The organism is Pristimantibacillus sp. PTI5 (assembly GCF_048572955.1).
In the GTDB taxonomy this organism is placed as follows: domain Bacteria; phylum Bacillota; class Bacilli; order Paenibacillales; family Paenibacillaceae; genus Pristimantibacillus.
In genome coordinates, this window is record NZ_CP183886.1 from 4,996,997 (window position 1) to 5,014,600 (window position 17,604).

The following is a 17,604-nucleotide window of genomic DNA, read 5'->3' on the forward strand; positions in this document are numbered from 1 at the left end:
GTAGGTACAGCAGCAACCCGCTAATAGACAGGCTCTATTGTATCACGAATCATAGGCGCGTGCTTAAGAGGGAGGTTTCACATAGTCCCGGACTTCCACCCATACTTGAAGGATATTATCGACGACTAGAATCGTGTTCACTTCAATCGTATAGTCTTTGTTGTGCACATCCATATAAACTTTCCTTTCAAGCAGCTTCCTTGCGAAACGGGCGTCGGAATCGATCTCGTAGATGCTCCTGCCTAGGAAGCTCTTAAGATCCTCTTTTATACGTTTGATCAGCTCGGCTTCGGTGACTTGATCTAGTCGAGGCCGTTTGGTATCTTGCCCGGCTTCCTTCTCGATGCGAGGGAGCACGCTTTTTATAACGGTATGTTGATTTTTGAATTGGTTTAAGTTCTTTATATCCTGCTCGTACTGCTCGAGCTGTACCTCAAGCTCGCTCTTCAATGTAATTAAAGCCTCGAACCGCGCCACAAAAATGGAATTGTACACAATTGCCCCAATGATCATCCCGAGCGTTAATACCCCTACCATTTGTAATCCTCTCACGAAACGGTCAAACGGCGGCAGACGCATCGCTTATGCGGCTCCCTTGCAGATGAGACGAACCAGCTCCGTACCTAGGTGAGCGCCGAGAAACGCGATGATAATAAAACAAATCTGCTGCGCGGCAGGTGATAATTGCCCCTGCATAATATTGCTTTCAATGACGCGAACCGGATCGATTGAACCTCCGATCGCTGCCACGATCGCCCAGATCTTTAGCCTTGCAGCCGTGTCGAGCATCGTCGTCGCAGGCGGCAGCAGCATAAACACCGAACCGATCCCCGCAAGCGTAGAGCCCCCTAAGACAACGCCGAACGCAATAAAGAAATCAAGTCCCGCTTTGGACAAGAAGTAACTCATCGATATCCCTCCAAAAATTATAGTGACGCTTCATAACGATGCATGCCGTATGCTCTTCTACCATTCTATGGGCGTGTCCACTGCGATTATGATAAAATAGAGTTAACTTATTTGGACGAAGCAGAAAGGATCGGATGCGATGAGCGGTCAGAACGAACAATCTTTCGTGCATTTGCACGTTCACAGCGAATACAGCCTGCTTGACGGCGCAGCTAGAATCCGTGACCTTACTGCAAAAGCGGCAGAGCTTGGAATGAAAGCGCTGGCGCTGACCGATCATGGGGTGATGTACGGAGCGATCCCGTTTTACCGGGCATGCCGGGCACAAGGCATTAAGCCGATTATCGGCTGCGAGCTTTACATGACGACCGGTTCCCGATTTGAAAAAGGGCCGCGCAAGGACAATCCGACTTACCATTTGATCGTGCTGGCAAAAAATGAAGCAGGCTACCGCAATTTGATGAAGCTCAGCTCTATCGGGCATTTGGAAGGCTTCCATTACAAGCCTCGGGTAGATCTGGAGATGCTGCGGAAGCATTCAGAGGGGCTCATTTGTTTGAGCGCATGCCTTGGGGGAGAGGTCTCGCAGCATTTGCTGCATGACCGGGTTGAAGAAGCTCGGAGCAGCGCCCTGCGCTACAAAGATATTTTCGGGGAAGATTTTTATTTGGAGCTTCAGGATCACGGCCTCTTGGACCAGAAAAAGGTAGCCGCAGAAATGATCAAGCTCGCGGTCGATACGGGCATTAAGCTTGCGGCGACCAATGATGTGCATTATCTGCGCGCAGAGGACGCTGCCATGCAGGATGTGCTGATTTGCATCGGAACGGGCAAAACGATTGAGGACGCCGACCGTCTGCGCATGCTGACGGATCAGATGTATTTGAAAAGCGCGGAAGAGATGGCGCTTATGTACCGGCATGTTCCTGAAGCGCTTGCGAACACGATTGAAATCGCGGATAAATGCGAACTGGAATTGACGCTTGGCCGGGCTGCGCTTCCTATCTTCCGGCCGGTACCGGCAGGGATGAGTTCGTCTGATTATTTAATTACGTTATGCCGTGACGGCTTGATGGCCAGGTACGCGGGAATGCCCGAATGGGCGGCTGATGAAGATTTTAGGCAAAAAGCGGAGCAGCGGCTGGAGTATGAGTTATCCGTTATCGACAAGATGGGATTCAGCGATTATTTTCTAATCGTGTGGGATTTTATCCGGTTCGCCCATGAAAGAGGCATTAGAACCGGTCCGGGCCGCGGATCGTCCGCGGGGAGCTTAGTGGCCTATACGCTGCGAATCACCGACGTGGATCCGCTGAAATATAAGCTGCTGTTCGAACGGTTCTTGAATCCGGAACGGATTTCGATGCCGGATATCGATATTGACTTCAATGACGAGCGCCGCGATGAGGTTATTGCTTACGTGGCTGCCAAATACGGGGATGAGCATGTCGCGCAAATCATCACGTTCGGCACGATGGCGGCCAAAGCCGCTGTCCGTGATGTTGGCCGTGCAATGAACGTCCCGTTTCAAGAAGTAGACCGTGCGGCCAAGCTTATTCCGAATCAGCTTGGCATTACGCTGGATGAGGCGCTGAGAATGAGCAGCGAGCTGCGCGAAGCGAGCGAGCGCCAGCCGAAGACGGCAAGCATGCTGAAGATGGCCATAAAAGTCGAAGGGATGCCGCGCCATGCCTCTACGCATGCGGCAGGCGTCGTCATTTCCCAAGAGCCGCTGACTCATTATACGCCGATCCAGACAGGCAGTGAGCAGATTCCTCTTACGCAATATTCGATGGAGAATTTAGAAGCCATCGGCCTTCTCAAAATGGACTTTCTTGGCTTGCGTACGCTCTCGATCCTGGAACGCGCGCTCCAAGCGGTGAAGGAGCAGCATGGCAAAGTGATCGATTTTCATACGATCAACGATAATGACCCGGCAACGTATGCCATGCTCAGCCGGGGAGATACGACGGGTATATTCCAGCTTGAGTCCGCTGGCGTCCGGCGCGTTCTGAAGGAAATGAAGCCGACGGAGTTCGAGGATATCGTCTCCGTTCTCGCTTTATACCGCCCGGGTCCGATGGAGTTTATTCCAAAATATATCCAAGGGAAGCATGGGCTTGTTACCGTTGAATATCCGCATCCGTCGCTTGAGCCTATTCTTGCGGATACCTACGGCATCATCGTGTACCAGGAGCAAATCATGCAAATTGCCTCCTTGATGGCTGGTTTCTCACTTGGGGAAGCGGATTTGCTGCGCCGCGCCGTCTCCAAGAAAAAGCGCGAGGTGCTTGACGAGGAGCGGGCGCATTTCGTGAACGGCAGCCTGGCCGAGGGCTATTCCGCTTCCGAAGCGAATCTTGTTTACGATATGATCGTTCGATTTGCCGATTACGGCTTTCCGCGAGCCCATGCGGCGGCTTACGGCGTGCTTGCCTTCCAGACGGCATGGCTCAAAGCCAACTATCCCGTTCCGTTTATGGCTTCGATGCTTGCTTCGGTTACCGGTAACCAGCGGAAGACGGCCGAATATGTGGATGAATGCCGCCGGATGGGCATTGCCGTTTTGCCGCCTGACGTAAACGAGAGCAGCGTTTCCTTTACCCCGGTGGCTCAAGCCGTACGCTTCGGTCTCGCAGCCATCAAAAACGTCGGAACGCAGGCTATCGAAGCAGTCCTGAAAGAACGCGGCGAGCGGCCGTTCGAAAGCCTTCTTGATCTTTGCAAGCGGGTGGATCTGCGGGTGGTAAACAAACGGGTGCTGGAGTCGCTCATTCAAGCGGGAGCGTTCGATTCGCTTCCCGGGCATCGTGCTCAGCTGCTTGCCGCCCTTGAGGAAACGGTTGAAACCGCGGTGAAATGGCGCAAGGAGCGCGAGGAGCTGCAAATTGAAATGTTCGGTCTCGACGAAATCCAGAATTGGGATGTCGAACTGCCGGATATTCGCCCTTATACGACAAGCCAGCAGCTGGATTTTGAACGTGAGCTGCTCGGTCTTTACTTATCGGGGCATCCGCTGGATGCTGCGGAGCAGCAGCTTGCGCCGTTAGGCCTGGATCGGCTGCTCGAGCTTAGCGACGCGAAGGACGGCGCAATCGCCATTGTGGGCGTGATGGTCGTGTCTGTTAAACCTTTTACGAGCAAAAAAGGCCTATCCATGGGCTTCCTCGAACTGGAGGATCGTATTATGCGCGTAGAGGCCGTCGTATTTCCGACGATTTGGAAGCGGATAGGCAGCAAGCTCGAGAAGGGCGGTTTAGCAATCATACAGGCTACGGTGCAACAGCAGGATGATGATTATAAGCTGATCGTCGAGGATTGCGTGCCGATCGAACATTCGGATATGGATCTCGCGGATCATGTAGGACGGCTCCAAAAGCAGGCGAAAGCACGCGCTGCGCGGACTAGCGGCAGCAGCTCTGCGAACGGAAGATCCGGGGAGCAGGCCGCACCAACCGGGCGAGCCGCTGGCGCAACCTGGAAACCGCGCGCCTTCAAAGACAATCCATTGCCGTCTGAAAATATAATCGGAAATGAGCAAGGGCCGCCGGACTCGGCGGAGCGCAAGCCGCAGCGGGTGTATATCAAAATTATTACGGAAAATGAGCAGCCCGCTATTCTGGAGAAGCTAAAATCGCTTCTTTCTGGCCATTCCGGCCAGCTTGCTACCGTGTTGTTTTATGTGCAGGGACAAAAGTCGATTGCGCTTAGCGACAGCTACCGCGTTCATCCGTCCGCCCAGCTCATAGAAGCAGTCGAGCAGCTGCTTGGCAAGGGCGCGATCGTTGTGAGATAAGCAAGGACCTTTCTACCCTTCCTAAATATCCTGTAAACAAAAGTATTTCGTATGCACGTCAGGGCTTGTACGCGCATATGTTTAGAGATACAAGCGACGATGGCAATGGAGCTTCCGAAAGAGAGGCTGCATATTAAGGACAGTGTCATCTGCTCACGCTATTGTTTCCAAGATAGACGTACAAGCAGTTACGGGAGGGATGAGTCCGATGACAGGAATCGAGAAATGGCTCTTAAAACGAGGGGTATCGATCGACGACGTAACCGAAATCGTCTATGCGCTGCAGCGTCCCTACAATGGTGATCTGACGATGGAACAATGCGAGGAAAGCGTCAGGGCGGTCCTCGATAAGCGCGAGGTGCAATACGTCATGTATACAGGCATAGCTTTAGATGAGCTGGCAGAGCGCAAATTGCTGCCGGAGCCCTTACAATCGATCATGGAAACCGATGAATCGCTGTATGGCGTCGATGAGACGCTGGCGCTCGGCATAACGAATGTTTATGGCATGATTGGATTGACGAGCTTCGGATATTTGGATAAAGTAAAACCCGGTATTATTCGTCAATTGAATGTGAAAGGCGAACGCATTCATGTGTTTTTGGATGACTTGGTTGCCGGATTAGCCGCTGCCGCCTCGGCAAGAATTGCCCATCAGGACCCGAAAGCGATCCGATATGATTTGCCGGATTCGCCATGACTATGGTATCATTATGAGATCATATGGCCTGTTACCGGGATAGCTATGCTTAGTAAGTGAGCTTTGCGGAAGCAAAGTTTTCAGGAGGTACCATGATGTGGACGGTCATTTATATCGCACCAACAGCAAAAATCGCAGATAACATCAAGAAGCGGCTAACGGAGGAAGGGTTTTTGGTGAAAATCCGCTCTGTCAATCTGTCCAAACAGCAATACGAGATACTAGTCCCATCTGGCGAGTTGGAGGAAGTACAAGAAGTATTTAACTCCATTATGCGTCCGTTATGATGGATAGCTCTATACTATTGCGCCTTGAGAGGTGTCACACGTGCAAATAAAGGATTTATTTACGAAGAAGAAATACGCGACAATACCATCGGAACCGCGCAAGCGTGAGGTTCCCGAAGGCTTGATGAATAAGTGCTCCAAATGCGGCACCATTCAGTACAGCAAGGAATTGGAAAAAAACTTAAAGGTTTGCTCCTCTTGCGGCCATCATTATCGCCTTACTGCTTGGGAGAGAATCGCTTTAACGCTAGATGAGGGACATTTGCTTGAATACGATGCGGATATGGAATCCGTCGATCCTCTTAACTTCCCTGGATATGCCAGCAAGCTGGAGCAGCAGAAGAACAAATCTAATCTTCGCGACGCTGTCATTACGGGAGAAGGTACGATCGGCGGTTTTCCGGTTGTCGTAGCCGTTATGAGTTTTGATTTCTTTACCGGCAGTATGGGATCAGTCGTTGGTGAGAAGATAACGAGAGCCATTGAAGCGGCTCATGCCAAACAGCTGCCGCTTCTGATTTTCTCAACCTCCGGCGGCGCCCGGATGCAGGAAAGTATTCTTAGCTTGATGCAAATGGCCAAAACAAGCGCAGCGCTTTCGAAATTTCAAGGCGCAGGCGGTTTGTTTATTTCAATTTTTACCGATCCTACTACAGGCGGGGTTTCGGCTAGCTTTGCGAGCTTGGGCGATTACAATTTGGCCGAGCCTGGCGCGTTGATCGGTTTTGCCGGACGGATTGTGATTGAACAAACGATTCGCCAGAAGCTGCCTGACGACTTCCAAACGGCTGAGTTTAATTTACAGCACGGCCAATTGGATAAAGTCGTACACCGCAAAGATATGAAGCCGACGCTAGCTAAGCTGCTTGATATGCATTGCGTAAAGGGGGAAACATCCTATGGCGGGTGAGCTGCCTTTTGAAAAACCGTTGAATGATTTGCGGCAGAAGGTCACGGAGCTGAAGACCTTGAGCGTGGAGAAGGGAATCGACTTCACGGAAGAGATTTTGGGTCTTGAGCAAAAGTGCAAACAGCTGGAAGAAGAACTGTACAGCGAGCTGTCTCCGGCTCAAAAAATGCATATGGCGCGCCATCATCAGCGTCCAACGTCGCTTGATTATATTCAGACGGTGTTCACGGATTATATGGAGCTTCACGGGGATCGTCTATTTGCGGATGATCTTGCGATCGTCGGCGGCCTTGCCAAGCTGAATGGCGTACCGGTAACGGTTATTGGTCATCAGCGCGGTAAGGATACCCGTGAGAATATTGCGCGCTTTTTCGGCAGTCCTCATCCCGAGGGCTTTCGTAAAGCGCTTAGGCTAATGGAGCAAGCGAATAAATTCAAACGACCGATCATTACCTTTATCGATACGAAGGGTGCTTATCCGGGCAAAACGGCTGAGGAACGCGGACAATCAGAGGCGATTGCACGCAACCTAAGAGAGATGTCCGGCTTCGGCGTGCCTATCATTTGTATCGTTATCGGCGAAGGCGGCAGCGGCGGAGCGCTTGCGCTGGGCGTGGGAAATCGTGTGTTAATGCTCGAAAATGCGATCTACAGCGCGATCTCTCCAAACGGAGCCGCTTCGATTTTGTGGAAGGATGCTTCCAAAGCGGACCAGGCTGCTGAAGCAATGAAAATCACGGCCAAGGATTTGCTCGAATTTGGCATTATTGAAGATATCGTTATGGAGCCGCAAGGCGGAGCCCATAAAGATTTAGCTTTTCAAGCGGAACAAATCAAAGATAAGCTGTGGCACCATTTACAGGAGCTTCTTCCGTTAAGCGCCGAACAGCTAATCGAAGACCGTTATAAGAAATTCCGCAAGGTCGGCCAATTCAAAATTGCGGAGAAGACCCTTGAAGCGCCAAGTCAGCCGGAAGCGAATAACGTCCAAGCAGCAGGCGCAACGGCAGAACCATCCGAACAGCCGGAAGAAGCGACCCCGACCGTTCAGTAAATAATATGTAAAATTGATGATTTCGCTGTACAAGCAGCGGGTTGTCATGTCAGTATAGAAAAGAATATCAGGCAATTTACGGAGGAAACTTAACATGCGCAAAACAAAAATCGTTTGTACAATCGGTCCATCCAGCGAATCACTGGAAAACACGAAGAAACTTATCAAAGCAGGCATGAACGTGGCCCGTCTTAACTTCTCTCACGGAGATTTCGAAGAGCACGGGAACCGTATCAAAAATATCCGCCTTGCGAACGCTGAACTCGGTACTTCGGTAGCGGTTTTGCTTGACACAAAGGGTCCTGAGATCCGTCTTGGCAAGCTGAAGGAAGAGCCTATTGAATTGAACCAAGGCGAAACTATTACGCTTACGACAGAAGAAATTCTGGGTGACCGCAATCGTGTGCCTATTACTTACAACAACCTGCCTAACGACGTAACCATCGGCTCGACTATTTTGATTGACGACGGCTTGATCGGTTTGACGGTAGAAAAGGTTCAAGGAACTGAAATCGTGTGCCGTATCGTTAACAGCGGTCCGATTAAAAGCAAAAAAGGCGTTAACGTACCTGGAGTGAAGATCTCTTTGCCTGGTATTACCGAGAAGGATGCGAATGATATCGTATTCGGAATCGAGCAAGGCGTAGATTTCATTGCAGCTTCTTTCGTGCGTAAAGCAAGCGACGTGCTTGAAATCCGCGAGCTTCTTGAGCGCCATAATGCAGGACATATTCAAATCATCTCCAAAATCGAAAACCAAGAAGGCGTAGATAATCTCGATGAGATTCTTGAGGTTTCCGACGGCTTAATGGTTGCGCGCGGCGATCTCGGCGTTGAAATCCCTGCTGAAGAAGTGCCGCTTGTGCAAAAAAACATGATCAAAAAAGGTAACCGCGTAGGTAAACCGGTTATCACGGCTACACAAATGCTGGATTCCATGCAGCGCAACCCGCGTCCTACCCGCGCTGAGGCGAGTGACGTAGCAAATGCGATTTTTGACGGCACAGATGCGATCATGTTGTCCGGCGAAACGGCTGCAGGACGTTACCCGACTGAATCCGTACAAACTATGGCACGTATTGCTGAGCGCGCGGAAGCGGCTTTGGAATACCGTGAAATGTTCACAAAGCAAGCAAATGCACAGCAAACATCGGTTACTGAGGCTATTTCTCAAGCCGTTGCTAACTCTGCGCTTGACCTAAGAGCAAAAGCGATCATTACATCGACGCAAAGCGGCTTTACTGCCCGCATGGTATCGAAGTACAAGCCAAAAGCTCCGATCATTGCAGTAACGACAGATGAGAAAGTATTGCGCCGTCTATCTCTCATTTGGGGCGTATTCGCGGTACTGGGTCCTGACGCGGATACTACAGACGAAATGTTTGAAAATGCAGTAAAAGGCGGCATGAGCACAGGTTTCCTTAACCTTGGCGATACAGTCATTATTACAGCCGGCGTTCCTGTTGGCCGCGCAGGTACGACAAACCTTATCAAAATTCACCACATTGGCGAGCTTTTGGCACAAGGACAAGGTATCGGAAGCCAAACAGCCATCGGTAAAATCGTTGTTGCCCGTACACCGGAGGAAGCGATCGCAAAAACGACTCAAGGCTCCATCTTGGTCACGGTATCGACGGACAAAGAATATATGCCTGCATTTGAGAAAGCTGGCGCGGTTATTACGGAGCAAGGCGGAATTACAAGCCATGCTGCAGTAGTCGGTCTGAACCTTGGGATCCCGGTTATTCTAGGCATCGCGAACGCAACGGAATTGCTGCAAGACGGTATGGAAGTAACCATCTACGGCGAAACAGGCGTAATCTATCACGGCCAATCGAAGGTACTTTAATTTCAAGGGTACTTTTATAACAAACATATAAGAATGAAACAGAAGCGATGGTGATCTCACCGTCGCTTTTTGTTAATCTAACCGTACATAAATTAAAAAAAATCCAATCTCGGGGAGGTACAAATATGCTTGCCGCTTCCAGCTGGTTCATGCATCCGCTTCGCGTCCGATATCAAGAAACCGATCAAATGGGAGTCGTGTTCCATGGAAATTATGTAACTTGGTTCGAAATTGGACGTACAGAATGGATAAGAAACGCAGGTTATAATTATAAAGATATAGAAGAACGGGGCTTACTGCTTCCGGTTGTCGATTTGCAATGCCGCTATGTTCTTCCTGCACGTTACGATGATACGATACTGGTTTGCACGCGAATAGCAGCATGCACGCCCGTACGTGTTACGTTTGAATCACAGGTAAGAAGGGTAGAGGAATCAGACTTTCAAGCAGCGGAAATCGCGGCTGGGGAGCAGCTGCCTGGAGAACTGTTAGTCGAGGGCGGTACCAAGCATGTATGGGTCAACACCGAATGGCAGCCCGCACGAGTAAACAAAGTAATGCCGGATTTATACCATTTGCTTACGAAGTAGATTGCTTCGCAAACCAAGCCTATGCTTACGAAGTAAGTTTGCTTCGCAAACCAAGCTTATGCTTACGAAGTAAGTTTGCTTCGCAAACCAAGCTTATGCTTACGAAGTAAGTTTGCTTCGCAAACCAAGCTTATGCTTACGAAGTAAGTTTGCTTCGCAAACTTTTGAGGAGGTCCAACCATGTACAAATGGCTGTTGGGGGTTTTTATTGTTGTTCCCGTAATCGAGCTGTGGGGCATTTATCAAATGGGCAGCTGGATCGGCGGTTGGAATACATTTTTTATTCTGATCGCAATGGGGTTGGCCGGAGCCTATTTAGCGCGTGCGGAAGGCCGCAGAGTTTGGGTTGAAGCGCAGCGTCAAATGCAAGCAGGACAAATACCCGGACAAACGATGCTGGATGGACTTTGCGTGCTAGCAGGGGGCTTATTGCTGTTAATGCCAGGATTTTTGTCGGATATCGCGGGCATTACCCTTCTTTTCCCCGTTACGCGAGTTTTCTATAGGCAGCTTATGCTGCAATGGCTCGAGAAAAGGATGCGAAACGGCAATTTTAAGATCGGAAGGTTCTAATGTTTACGCCGCATTTACAAAAGGTTAACATGGAAATAATAGTTATCCTTCATAATGAGACAGATAGGTGTCGTTTCCTGCCGCAGCATTCTTGAAATGCATGTTGGAGCGTATGCTAAAGAAGCAGGTTGATTCCGCAAAATTACTCAGGAGGCGTGAGAAATGACCAAGCTTTTGTCCAACTATGTAAATCGAGATCTAAGTTGGATCGAATTCAACCGAAGAGTTCTCCAAGAAGCTCAGGATCCCAGCAATCCTTTGCTCGAGAGAGCTAAGTTTTTGGCAATCGTTACGAGCAACTTAGATGAATTCATGAGTGTGAGAGTTGCAGGCATACAAATGCAGATGAGAGCCGGCTTGTCCAAAATGGATTTTACAGGCTATACGCCGTCCGGTCTTTGGAAAAGGCTCATTAAACGTACGACACAAATGATTCATGAACAATACCGTACATATAGAGAAGTATTTCGCGGCTTGAGCCGCGAAGGGATATTTATCCGTTCATTCGAGGAGCTCAACGTTTCGCAGACGAAGGCGGTCTCGGACTATTTTCATGAAATCGTATTTCCTGTCCTAACCCCGATGGCCGTCGACCAAAGCAGGCCGTTTCCTCTGGTTCATACCAAAGAGTTGTACTTGGCGGTGCTCTTGAGGCAAGAGGGAGATCGGTCCGAGGAGGAGCCCCTGTTTGCGATAGTTCAGGTGCCGTCCATCCTGCCAAGGTTTGTACCCGTACCCGGAAGAATCAACAGCAAAAAGACCGAATTCGTGCTGCTAGAAGATTTGATCGAGCATTTCATCGATACGTTATTCAACGGTTATATCCCTTTCTCCGTTAATGCATTCCGTCTCACAAGGGATGCGGATATTACGCTGAACGAAGAGGATGCGGAGGATCTACTCGAGGCGATCGAGAAGGAGCTTCGCCGCCGCCGCTGGGGTATTCCGGTAAGGCTGGAGGTAGCCAAGGGCACGCATCCTTATGCGCTCGAGATGCTTACGGAAGAGCTGGAGATCGAAGATAATTTATTCGAAATCGACGGACCGCTTGATTTAAGTTTTTTGATGAAATTCGCGGGCGCTGTTCCAGGCAACGATAATTTAAGGTACGAGAAGCTGGAGCCTGTCTACCCAAGGGAGTTCGATGATACGGACGATATGTTTGAAGTCATCCGTCAGCGTGACGTGCTCATGTACCATCCCTACGAGTCGTTCGATGCGGTGAATGATTTTGTCATGCAAGCCGCTTATGACCCGGACGTATTGGCGATAAAAATGACCTTATACCGCGTCAGCGGCCAATCTGCGCTCGTTCAAGCGCTTGCAAAGGCTGGCGAAGCCGGGAAACAGGTAACGGTTGTTGTAGAGCTAAAAGCAAGGTTTGATGAGGAACGGAACATTGCCTGGGCGCGTCAGTTAGAGAAGGCGGGCTGTCATGTCGTGTATGGCCTGGTCGGATTAAAAACGCATGCGAAAATATTGCTAGTCGTTAGGCGGGAGCACGGCACTCTCCGCCGTTATGTCCATGTAGGGACCGGCAATTATAATGATAGTACGGCTACTTTGTATACGGACATCGGACTTTTTACATCGCATCCGATTATCGGCGGAGACGCTTCAGCCCTGTTTAATGAGGTGACTGGCTACTCTTCCCCATATGAGTGGAAAGCCTTCGGCGTAGCGCCGTCGGATTTGAAAGAAAAGCTATACCGTCTGATTGATCGGGAAAGATTAAACGCGTTAGCCGGTAAGCCGGCGCGTATTATCGCAAAAATGAACTCGCTCTCCAATCAGGAGATGATCGATAAGCTGTATGACGCTTCTCAAGCCGGCGTAAAAATCGTGCTGATCGTCCGCGGGGTTTGCTGCTTGCGGCCTGGCGTGCCGGGACGAAGCGAGAACATTCAGGTCATCAGTATCGTTGACCGATTCCTTGAGCATGCAAGAATCATGTATTTTTATAATGGCGGGGAAGAAGAGGTCTATTTGTCGAGCGCGGATTGGATGACCCGTAACCTGACAAGGCGGATCGAGCTTATGTGCCCTGTGTTTGATTCTACGCTCAGGCAGATTTTGATCAAAATGCTTCATCTTAATATTAATGACAATGTGAAGGCTCGCGAGCTGCAGCCGAACGGCACCTATGAACATATTTCAAGTGTTGATAAGGAGCCGTTCCGCAGTCAGTTCGAAGCAAAGGTTATATCGACGTGGAAGGGACTTGCGTAGCCGTATAGTCAAGGCTCGGCGTTACGCCCCACAGCTTTTTGAATTCGGCTCCAAGCTCTTCAACCTCGCGCCGCTCGACGGCCAGCGTACCTCGCGGCTGTATCGGGCGAAGCAGCAGCTGATTGCCTGACAAGTGGACATTGAGCTGCGCGATGGCCTGCGTTTCTCCGCGGTCAAGCGCAGCCGACAGCTGCAGCAGCGCGCCAAGCTTATAAATGACATCAAGGTCGGATTCGTTGAGCATCTCTTTATACTCGGAAATGTGCTGACGGGCCCGGCTTTTGCTTTTGTAAGAGGCAATGGCCGCTGTCATGATCATCTCCCGGTGGGTAAGTCCGTTTAGCTGGGAGTTAATAATGAGATAGAAAGAATGCCGCGCATACTCGTAATAATCGATGGATGCGCCAATACGGAACAGCTGAGAGGCCGTATCAAGCAGTACTCTGGTTTGCGTCGGCAGCGGATGGTTATAATTAAGCACATCATAAATCTCAAGCGAGATCCGGTTGACCTGAAGCACATGCTGCTTCGGCGCTTCCGGGTGCAAGGCGCTTAAATTAGTGAGACTGTATTTCAGCACATCTTCGAGCTTGGGACGATTGGGAAAACGTGTCGCATGGAACAAGCCGTCACGAAGCCCGGCCCCGCAAATACGGTAATAGGATGCTTTGGCGGCTCGGAAAAGCACTCTCAGAATGGCTACGCCCGGCACGACAACATCCGCACGGTCTTTGGACAAGCCCGGAAGCTTGCGCCTTTTGTCGAGCGGGAGCTTGCGCATTTGATGGAACAGCTCATCGACCTGCACGCTTGTAGCCGGATAGTTATGCGTTTGCGGGAAGGGATATTTATAGGCGGCTTGATGCATTTTTCCTAACGCGCGCACGGTGCCGCCTACGCCCACCAGCGGCAATCCTGCGGTCTCGCCGATCCAAGCCTCGGTACGGGCTGCCTCTTGGACAAGGGTTTCAAGCGCCTTGAGTTCATCGTCGGACAGCATGCCTTTCATTCCGAACCGTTTATTAAGACTAACGCAGCCAAACGGAAAAGAAACGGAACGAACGAGCGCGCGGTTACGGAACAAAGAAAGCTCGGTGCTCCCGCCTCCGATATCGATAAGCAGCCCGTCCCGGATATTCAGCGAGTTGATCATCCCCAGAAAACCGTACGAGGCCTCATCCTCGCCGGAGAGCAATTCTATCTCCAAACCTGTTTCGGTTTTGATGCGCCCAAGGATTTCAGAGCGGTTATTGGCATTTCGAATGGCCGCCGTAGCGACAGCTCGAATATTGCTTGTATGATTATGGGTGCAAATCATGGTAAAATGAGTCAGCGTGTCGATAAGCTCGTCGATCGCTGTACCCGGAAGACAGCCTTTTTCATCAATACGTTCGCTTAATCTGGCAGGCCGTTTGCTGCTATCCGCCACTCGATGAGCACCATTTGCTGTCCTCTCGTATACGACGAGCCGGACTGAGTTGGAGCCTATGTCAATAATTCCGATGCGTTGTCCTGTCATATAGCGCCTCCAATACAGCGAATTTTGCTCGTTATGATCTCTATTTGACATTTTACCACTATATTCGATTCAGTAAAAATAGTTTATGATACGGCTAAAATTGGAGCGAATAGGGAAAAATGCTGCTGGAGCATACGACACGACGTGGTGAAATAATAAGCGAAAAAAATATTAATGATGCCGATAAAGCATTTTTATGTCCGTATTTGTTCACTTCAGTGCCGAAATCATTTATGATTAAAGGCGACGGTACAAAAAACGAACCTTTTATTGTTTACGATACCCAAGTTAAAGGAGAGAGAACGATGACAGCAACTAAAGGATTAGAAGGCATAGTCGCAGCGGCGTCCTCCATCAGCTCGATTATTGATGGCGTACTGACATACCGTGGTATCGATATTGATGATCTCGCTGAAAACGCTACATTTGAAGAGGTCGCATATCTGCTTTGGTACGGAAAATTACCAACTCGTTCTGAACTTGATGGACTGCAAAAGCAGTTGGATCAATATGCAGCTATTCCGCAAGGCGTAATTGATCAAATTAAGCTATATCCTAAAGATACAAATTCGATGGCTGCTCTTCGGACAGCGGTATCCAGCCTAGCGCTGTATGATAGCTCCGCTAACGATATGTCCCCGGAAGCGAACCAATTGAAAGCAATTAAGTTGCAGGCACAACTGCCGACGATTATTGCTGCTTTTGCCCGCATCCGTCAAGGACAAGAACCGGTAGCTCCTAAACAAGGCGTCTCAGTCGCTTATAACTTCCTCTATATGCTTACTGGAAACGAGCCAGCTGAAGTTGCCGTTAAGGCGCTTGACCAAGCACTCGTTCTTCATGCTGACCACGAGTTGAACGCTTCGACGTTCGCGGCTCGCGTTACGGTCGCGACATTGTCTGACATCTATTCGGGCGTAACATCCGCAATCGGCGCCTTGAAGGGTCCTCTTCACGGCGGCGCAAACGAAGCCGTTATGGTGATGCTGGAAGAAATCGGTTCGGCAGCTAACGTTGAAAGCTTTATCAACAACGCGCTTGCAAACAAACATAAAATAATGGGCTTTGGTCACCGCGTATACAAAAACGGCGATCCGCGCGCGAAACATTTGCAAAAAATGTCGCGCGAGCTTGGCAAGCTGACTGGCAATATGGAGCTATACGAAATGTCTGTTAAAATTGAAGAGCTTGTAACGGGACAAAAGGGCTTGAAGCCAAATGTTGACTTCTACTCCGCTTCCGTATACACTACGCTTGAAATTCCGCGCGACCTGTTCACGCCAATATTCGCAATCAGCCGCGTATCCGGTTGGAGCGCTCATATCCTTGAGCAATACCAAGATAACCGTTTGATTCGTCCACGTGCAGACTACGTTGGACCGGTTAATGCGAAGTACATTCCGATCGAGCAGCGCTAATCGTAAATTATGATATAATTGAACGAGAGAGCGAACAGGCCGTTCGTCCTCTCATTCAAAATATAATCGTTTATAGGCGATACATATAAAAGATTATATTACCACATGAAATAATATTAACTTTTATCTGCCTTAGAGGCAGGTACCATTCCAAGGAGGATTTCATTCATGCCACAGTTCGAAAAATTCGCGCTTCCAACAGAAGGCGAGCAAATTACAATTGACAACGGTGTTCTTCAAGTTCCTAACAACCCGATTATCCCTTTCATCGAAGGCGACGGCACTGGCCGCGACATTTGGAAGGCTTCGAAACGCGCACTTGATGCAGCGGTAGAAAAAGCATACAACGGCGAGAAAAAAATCGCTTGGTACGAAGTATTCGCCGGCGAAAAAGCATTCAACGAGTACGGCGAGTGGCTTCCAGCTGATACGCTTACAGCTATCCGCGAATATATCGTAGCAATCAAAGGACCTTTGACAACGCCTATCGGCGGCGGTATCCGTTCTTTGAACGTTGCTCTTCGCCAAGAGCTTGATCTTTACACTTGCTTGCGTCCGGTTCGTTACTTCACAGGCGTACCATCCCCAGTAAAACGTCCGGAGCTTGTTGACATGGTTATCTTCCGTGAAAATACAGAGGACATTTACGCAGGTATCGAGTACCAAGAAGGTTCCGCAGAAGTGAAAAAAGTAATTGAGTTCCTGCAAAACGAAATGGGAGCAAACAAAATCCGCTTCCCTGAAACTTCCGGTATCGGCATCAAGCCAGTATCAAAAGAAGGTTCACAACGTCTTGTTCGCGCAGCGATCGAGTATGCGATCAAGCACGGCAAAAAATCCGTAACGCTAGTACACAAAGGCAACATCATGAAATATACGGAAGGCGCGTTCAAAAACTGGGGCTACGAAGTGGCTGAGCAAGAATTCGCTAACGAAACTTTCACATGGGGCGAGTACGACCGCATTAAAGAAGCAGAAGGCACTGACGCTGCTAACAAAGCACAAAAAGAAGCAGAAGCTGCTGGCAAGCTAATCGTTAAAGACGCAATCGCGGACATCGCTTTGCAGCAAGTTCTAACTCGTCCTACAGATTTCGATGTTATCGCAACATTGAACCTTAACGGCGACTACCTGTCTGATGCTCTTGCTGCTCAAGTCGGCGGTATCGGTATCGCTCCAGGCGCGAACATCAACTACTTGACTGGACATGCGATCTTCGAAGCAACTCACGGTACAGCTCCTAAATACGCTGACCTTGACGTAGTAAACCCGGGTTCCGTTATCCTTTCCGGCGTAATGCTTCTTGAGCACCTAGGCTGGCAGGAAGCGGCTGACCTTATCTATAAAGGTATGGAAGCTTCAATCCACAACAAAACAGTAACATACGACTTCGCACGTTTGATGGAAGGCGCAACAGAAGTAAAATGTTCCGCATTCGCAGACGAAATCATCAAAAACATGTAGTTCATTCCTTATCTTATTAAAGGGGAGTCCCCCCACATCTTTTCAATTGCATCCCTAATCTTTTCTAACTAACCAGGAATGAGTTCCCGCAAGGGACACATTCCTGTTCTTCTCTCTAGGAATGGCATCCCACCGGGCACCATTCCCATTCTTGCTATCGCAAGTGGGGAATGGCGTCCTGTTAGGGACAATTCCCTCACTCGCTCTGAGGAATGGCGTCCCGTAAGGGACAATTCCCTCACTCGCTCTGGGGAATGGCGTCCCGTTAGGGACAATTCCCTCTCTGGCTTTGGGGAATGGCGTCCC

General features: G+C 49.7%; 14 protein-coding genes. 11 read left to right on the forward strand and 3 right to left on the reverse strand.

What is annotated here, in order from left to right:
• Nucleotides 1–63: 63 nt before the first annotated feature.
• Nucleotides 64–579 carry a hypothetical protein gene (locus ACN6MW_RS22345; protein ID WP_419872125.1) on the reverse strand — a complete coding sequence of 172 codons (516 nt, stop codon included), beginning with the start codon at nt 577–579 and terminating at the stop codon, nt 64–66.
• A gap of 3 nt (nt 580–582) precedes the next feature.
• Complete coding sequence (locus ACN6MW_RS22350) at nt 583–909, reverse strand: YtrH family sporulation protein (RefSeq protein ID WP_308999611.1); 327 nt, start codon at nt 907–909, stop codon at nt 583–585.
• Between the two features lie 139 nt (nt 910–1,048).
• Between ACN6MW_RS22350 and ACN6MW_RS22355 the strand changes: the two genes are divergently transcribed.
• From ACN6MW_RS22355 to ppk1, 9 genes are all read left to right on the forward strand, one after another.
• Nucleotides 1,049–4,705 (forward strand): DNA polymerase III subunit alpha, encoded by a 3,657-nt coding sequence (locus ACN6MW_RS22355; protein ID WP_419872126.1) that lies wholly within the window; start codon nt 1,049–1,051, stop codon nt 4,703–4,705.
• A gap of 208 nt (nt 4,706–4,913) precedes the next feature.
• Nucleotides 4,914–5,405: a phosphatidylglycerophosphatase A gene (locus tag ACN6MW_RS22360; protein WP_364143437.1), complete on the forward strand. Its 492-nt coding sequence runs from the start codon at nt 4,914–4,916 to the stop codon at nt 5,403–5,405.
• 95 nt (nt 5,406–5,500) lie between these two features.
• Nucleotides 5,501–5,692 carry a hypothetical protein gene (locus ACN6MW_RS22365; RefSeq protein ID WP_053374720.1) on the forward strand — a complete coding sequence of 64 codons (192 nt, stop codon included), beginning with the start codon at nt 5,501–5,503 and terminating at the stop codon, nt 5,690–5,692.
• 40 nt (nt 5,693–5,732) lie between these two features.
• The gene (gene accD, locus ACN6MW_RS22370; protein WP_419872127.1) at nt 5,733–6,602 is read left to right on the forward strand and encodes an acetyl-CoA carboxylase, carboxyltransferase subunit beta; all 870 of its coding nucleotides are present in this window, start codon (nt 5,733–5,735) and stop codon (nt 6,600–6,602) included.
• Nucleotides 6,592–7,656 (forward strand): acetyl-CoA carboxylase carboxyltransferase subunit alpha, encoded by a 1,065-nt coding sequence (locus tag ACN6MW_RS22375; RefSeq protein WP_419872128.1) that lies wholly within the window; start codon nt 6,592–6,594, stop codon nt 7,654–7,656. The genes accD and ACN6MW_RS22375 overlap by 11 nt, the downstream gene beginning before the upstream one ends.
• Before the next feature lie 94 nt (nt 7,657–7,750).
• Entirely contained in the window at nt 7,751–9,505 is a 1,755-nt protein-coding gene (gene pyk, locus ACN6MW_RS22380; RefSeq protein ID WP_419872129.1) for a pyruvate kinase, read from the forward strand.
• Between the two features lie 125 nt (nt 9,506–9,630).
• A complete protein-coding gene (locus tag ACN6MW_RS22385; RefSeq protein ID WP_419872130.1) occupies nt 9,631–10,095 on the forward strand; it encodes an acyl-CoA thioesterase in 465 nt (154 codons plus the stop codon).
• Between the two features lie 180 nt (nt 10,096–10,275).
• The gene (locus ACN6MW_RS22390; protein WP_419872131.1) at nt 10,276–10,668 is read left to right on the forward strand and encodes an FxsA family protein; all 393 of its coding nucleotides are present in this window, start codon (nt 10,276–10,278) and stop codon (nt 10,666–10,668) included.
• A 162-nt stretch (nt 10,669–10,830) separates the two neighbouring features.
• Nucleotides 10,831–12,897, forward strand: coding sequence for a polyphosphate kinase 1 (ppk1, locus tag ACN6MW_RS22395; protein WP_419872132.1), 2,067 nt, complete (start codon nt 10,831–10,833; stop codon nt 12,895–12,897).
• On the opposite strand, the gene ACN6MW_RS22400 is transcribed toward ppk1, so the two are convergent.
• Entirely contained in the window at nt 12,869–14,416 is a 1,548-nt protein-coding gene (locus ACN6MW_RS22400; RefSeq protein ID WP_419872133.1) for a Ppx/GppA family phosphatase, read from the reverse strand. The genes ppk1 and ACN6MW_RS22400 overlap by 29 nt on opposite strands.
• A 305-nt stretch (nt 14,417–14,721) precedes the next feature.
• On the opposite strand from ACN6MW_RS22400, the gene citZ reads away from it, so the two are divergent.
• Together citZ and icd are read left to right on the forward strand one after the other, a co-directional pair.
• Nucleotides 14,722–15,834 carry a citrate synthase gene (gene citZ / locus ACN6MW_RS22405; protein WP_364143414.1) on the forward strand — a complete coding sequence of 371 codons (1,113 nt, stop codon included), beginning with the start codon at nt 14,722–14,724 and terminating at the stop codon, nt 15,832–15,834.
• Between the two features lie 168 nt (nt 15,835–16,002).
• Nucleotides 16,003–17,298 carry an NADP-dependent isocitrate dehydrogenase gene (gene icd / locus ACN6MW_RS22410; RefSeq protein WP_364143411.1) on the forward strand — a complete coding sequence of 432 codons (1,296 nt, stop codon included), beginning with the start codon at nt 16,003–16,005 and terminating at the stop codon, nt 17,296–17,298.
• The last annotated feature ends 306 nt before the right edge of the window (nt 17,299–17,604 follow it).

Bases quoted from the DNA above. Each gene is read 5' to 3' on its own strand.
- ACN6MW_RS22345 (WP_419872125.1), bottom strand. From the start codon at position 579: ATGCGTCTGCCGCCGTTTGACCGTTTCGTGAGAGGATTACAAATGGTA.
- ACN6MW_RS22350 (WP_308999611.1), bottom strand. From the start codon at position 909: ATGAGTTACTTCTTGTCCAAAGCGGGACTTGATTTCTTTATTGCGTTC.
- ACN6MW_RS22355 (WP_419872126.1), top strand. From the start codon at position 1,049: ATGAGCGGTCAGAACGAACAATCTTTCGTGCATTTGCACGTTCACAGC.
- ACN6MW_RS22360 (WP_364143437.1), top strand. From the start codon at position 4,914: ATGACAGGAATCGAGAAATGGCTCTTAAAACGAGGGGTATCGATCGAC.
- ACN6MW_RS22365 (WP_053374720.1), top strand. From the start codon at position 5,501: ATGTGGACGGTCATTTATATCGCACCAACAGCAAAAATCGCAGATAAC.
- ACN6MW_RS22375 (WP_419872128.1), top strand. From the start codon at position 6,592: ATGGCGGGTGAGCTGCCTTTTGAAAAACCGTTGAATGATTTGCGGCAG.
- pyk (WP_419872129.1), top strand. From the start codon at position 7,751: ATGCGCAAAACAAAAATCGTTTGTACAATCGGTCCATCCAGCGAATCA.
- ACN6MW_RS22385 (WP_419872130.1), top strand. From the start codon at position 9,631: ATGCTTGCCGCTTCCAGCTGGTTCATGCATCCGCTTCGCGTCCGATAT.
- ACN6MW_RS22390 (WP_419872131.1), top strand. From the start codon at position 10,276: ATGTACAAATGGCTGTTGGGGGTTTTTATTGTTGTTCCCGTAATCGAG.
- ppk1 (WP_419872132.1), top strand. From the start codon at position 10,831: ATGACCAAGCTTTTGTCCAACTATGTAAATCGAGATCTAAGTTGGATC.
- ACN6MW_RS22400 (WP_419872133.1), bottom strand. From the start codon at position 14,416: ATGACAGGACAACGCATCGGAATTATTGACATAGGCTCCAACTCAGTC.
- citZ (WP_364143414.1), top strand. From the start codon at position 14,722: ATGACAGCAACTAAAGGATTAGAAGGCATAGTCGCAGCGGCGTCCTCC.
- icd (WP_364143411.1), top strand. From the start codon at position 16,003: ATGCCACAGTTCGAAAAATTCGCGCTTCCAACAGAAGGCGAGCAAATT.